The sequence below is a fragment of the Aerococcus sp. L_32 genome (assembly GCF_050689315.1).
The window spans coordinates 1-3,196 of sequence record NZ_JBOEQF010000241.1; the positions used below are offsets into that span (position 1 = coordinate 1).

Annotated in this window: 3 protein-coding genes and 1 tRNA gene; all 4 read right to left on the reverse strand. The window is 37.8% G+C overall.

The genetic code is table 11. The annotated features are described in order from the left end of the window. Positions 1 to 536, reverse strand: a 536-nt coding sequence (locus ACRCJ0_RS11100; RefSeq protein WP_431390470.1) for an FtsW/RodA/SpoVE family cell cycle protein, incomplete at its 3' end; no start/stop codon positions are given. Between the two features lie 14 nt (positions 537 to 550). Beyond that, complete coding sequence (locus tag ACRCJ0_RS11105) at positions 551 to 1,531, reverse strand: YihY/virulence factor BrkB family protein (RefSeq protein WP_417894365.1); 981 nt, start codon at positions 1,529 to 1,531, stop codon at positions 551 to 553. A gap of 171 nt (positions 1,532 to 1,702) precedes the next feature. Continuing rightward, on the reverse strand, positions 1,703 to 2,431 hold the full coding sequence (locus ACRCJ0_RS11110) for a hypothetical protein (protein WP_419971442.1): 729 nt from the start codon (positions 2,429 to 2,431) through the stop codon (positions 1,703 to 1,705). A gap of 625 nt (positions 2,432 to 3,056) precedes the next feature. After that, positions 3,057 to 3,130, reverse strand: a tRNA-Arg gene (locus ACRCJ0_RS11115). Between the last annotated feature and the right edge of the window lie 66 nt (positions 3,131 to 3,196).

Genomic DNA, 3,196 nt, shown 5'->3' on the forward strand with positions numbered 1-3,196 from the left:
ACAACCGGCGGGATGGTCCATAACGTAATTTTCAGTAAAAATCGGCCATCGAATTTAACCCGTTCCATCATATCCATGTCCTCAACACCTAGACGACGGCCGTCATCATTGTAGCCTTGAACTAAATAAGCCATCATGATGATATAGGCAACCTTCATTAACTCGGATGGTTGAAGAGATAAAGGTCCTATGGTAATCCATGAATGCGCCCCATTGGTCACGGCCAATTCACGATCATAGAAAATCAATACTAATACGAGTAAAACTAGCCCTAACCCGTATGCTACCGGTGCAAAATGATACAAAGTTTTCCGGTCAAGCTGCATCACAACAGCTGCCGCTACAGCCCCGACCGCAAACCAAGCAATTTGCATAATAGTTTGTGAATAGGAACCTGAATCATATTGTAAATAGGTAGTTGAAAAAATAGTCACGATACTCACCAAAGCTAACAACATGACGCATATGACGATAGTGATATCGACTCTACTCGTTGGTTTCTTCTTTAATCGCCGATTTGACGAACGTTTTTCCAAAATAATGCGCCCCTTTAATCTCTATTTCCTTGTGGTCGTGCAGGATTATCCGTAATAACGATATCTCCTGGTTGACGCTTTAATGTACCTAATGCGATTGTCTTTTTGTCCATAAAAGGGAAACTCGCAGATGTTGTTGTATGGTAATTTGGACTCGAATCGATAAACTCTTCCAAATTGTTTAAACGGTAAATAATATGGTTAATCATTGCACCTGCAATCAACACGATAGATGTTAACCAAAGGTAAATCATTAATACAATGAAGACCCCAATAGTCCCGTTTGAAACTGACGAACCACCAAAATTATTCACATAGAATGAAAATCCACCCGATAGAACAGCTGAAAGCAGTGTCGCTACAATCGCTCCTGGTACCGCGAACTTAATCGGGTACTTGTGATGCGGAATGAATTGGTAGATAAAAGTAAATACCATAATCAAAACAAGCAATAGAATTGGCCATTTTACACTGGTAAAGATATCAAACAATTGCATTGGCACGTCTATAAATTGGTTCACTGCTTCTAAAAGTGTTTGCCCAAATACGAACAGGACACTCAAAGCTGCCGCAAACAAGACCAATACAAAGGCAATGGCAAATGAAAACAGCCTAGAAACTATAAAGTTTGGCTTGTCTGTGATGCCATAAGTTCGGTTTAAAATATTTTGCACTGTTCCAAATGCGGTAGACCCTGACCATAGAATTAATATGAAGGAAACTGAAAGCGCACCTGTAGTGTCTGATGATAGGTAAGACTCCAAAGTAGGCACAATAATAGGCTCTACCTGGTCAGGCAATAACGTTTCAAGTAATCCAACAACTGAATCTGGATCAAATGGTAACATCGGTATAATGTTAGCAATCATCATCAATAGCGGAAACAGAGATAGTAGAAAGTAATAGGACATTTCTGCAGCACTACCAGCAATATTTGCCTGATTAACCGAGGCTAGGGTCATTGGAATAATACGATCTTTCAATTTGTCTTTCACTCTTGCCACCTCAATTCTTTACTCTTAATACTACTTAATTTAGGGCTATTTAACAAGTTTTCTTCCTGATTTAAAGCAAATAAAAACTGGTGGTTAAATCGCATGCTATATACCCTTTAGCACCAATTATAAATCACCAGCCTTAAATTTATTTGTATGCACTAAGCGATTCTATTGTCCCGTATTTTGCCAAGTACCACTCACAACATCCATCACCATTAAAGTGCCTGAATAAGCATCATAACGGTAAGTTGCAATCAGGTTTGTATGTCCTTGTCCATCAGGAGATTGACGGTAAACATCTATTTGTGCTAAATCTTCATTCACCAATGTTGGTAAGAAGAAATATTCGTCAGATTGGTATGCACCTTGCGAATCTGCAGAAATTAATGGCGCTGCTTCAGCCAACAAATCACGCGCACGTGTATTGTCGAAAGCGCCTTGATTACCTTCTGCTTGACTAGAACTTGCGTGAGTCCCTTGATCTTCCACTTCGCTAGATGGTACCGCTTCTGAAGATGGTGAAGTTTTTTCAGGTTCTGCTGCAATGATAGAGGATTCAATCTCATCAGTTGTCATGGCTTGTGCAGTTGCAGCTTCACTCGCTACCGATGAATCCGCCACAACTTCTTCAGAAATTTGTATTGTTTCATCACTTGACGCTACAGTATCGTCGCTTGAAGCTTCTAAATCAGTATCAGTAGATGCCTCACTTGAAGAAGAGCTATCAGCTTCTACAACATTTAAAGAAGCACTCTCAGACGAGGTTGAAGAAGAAGCACTTTCTTCACTTGATGACGTTTCATCTGAATACATACCCAAAGCAGAATCAACATTGTCACAAGCCGCCAATGATAAAGCTAATAAAGAAATACCTAATAATGAATATACTTTTTTCATGGTCCTACCTCCCATTTATCTTATAACTATTTTATCATAACAAATCAAATTGCAAGGCTTAAATGTCGTATCTTTACAAAAGGTTAACTATTTCATGTATACAAGATTAAACTTAAGTAAAATTTGGCCTACCTCCACACTTTTATTATAGCAAACCACCCTACATATCCATATTGTCGTGACTAAGAAAAAAATAAAATCTAAAGCTAAATCTGATATTGGACTGTAGGATTAGTTGAGAATTCTGAAAATAGGTGTATTTTTAGGTAACTTTTATAATTTCACGAAAAAAAGAGCCCATAAAAAAGCCCGAAAATTGGTACAGTGCCCTATTTATCCGTGTGTCTCAGCCCATTTTATTCTATACTAACTAGCAAAATATTACTTTGTATCGTGCCATTTTCATTTTCAAAATATAGCAAACTTATAAATAATCAAAGAGTTATTAGAAACTGAAAATAGAAATAAAATTGCAAAAGACACAGGTAGACCCCAACAAACTATTTCAAGATTTAAACAAGGGCACTACCAATCGAAAATATGAAGCTAGGCATTGCGATCAAGGTAAATAAATATGCTGAAACAAAAAAACCTCACTATCTAAGTAGTGAGGGTTTTTATATAGTGTTAAGAGTGGGATTCGAACCCACGACCTACGGTTTAGAAGACCGTTGCTCTATCCAGCTGAGCTATCCTAACAAAAGTCGTCATGTTTAGATGACAACTATTAAATTTTATACCAAGATAGCAATGCCTGTCAAGTGT

What these genes read in the sequence shown, in the direction of transcription:
- ACRCJ0_RS11110 (WP_419971442.1), bottom strand. Translation starts at nt 2,431, where the DNA reads ATGAAAAAAGTATATTCATTATTAGGTATTTCTTTATTAGCTTTATCA.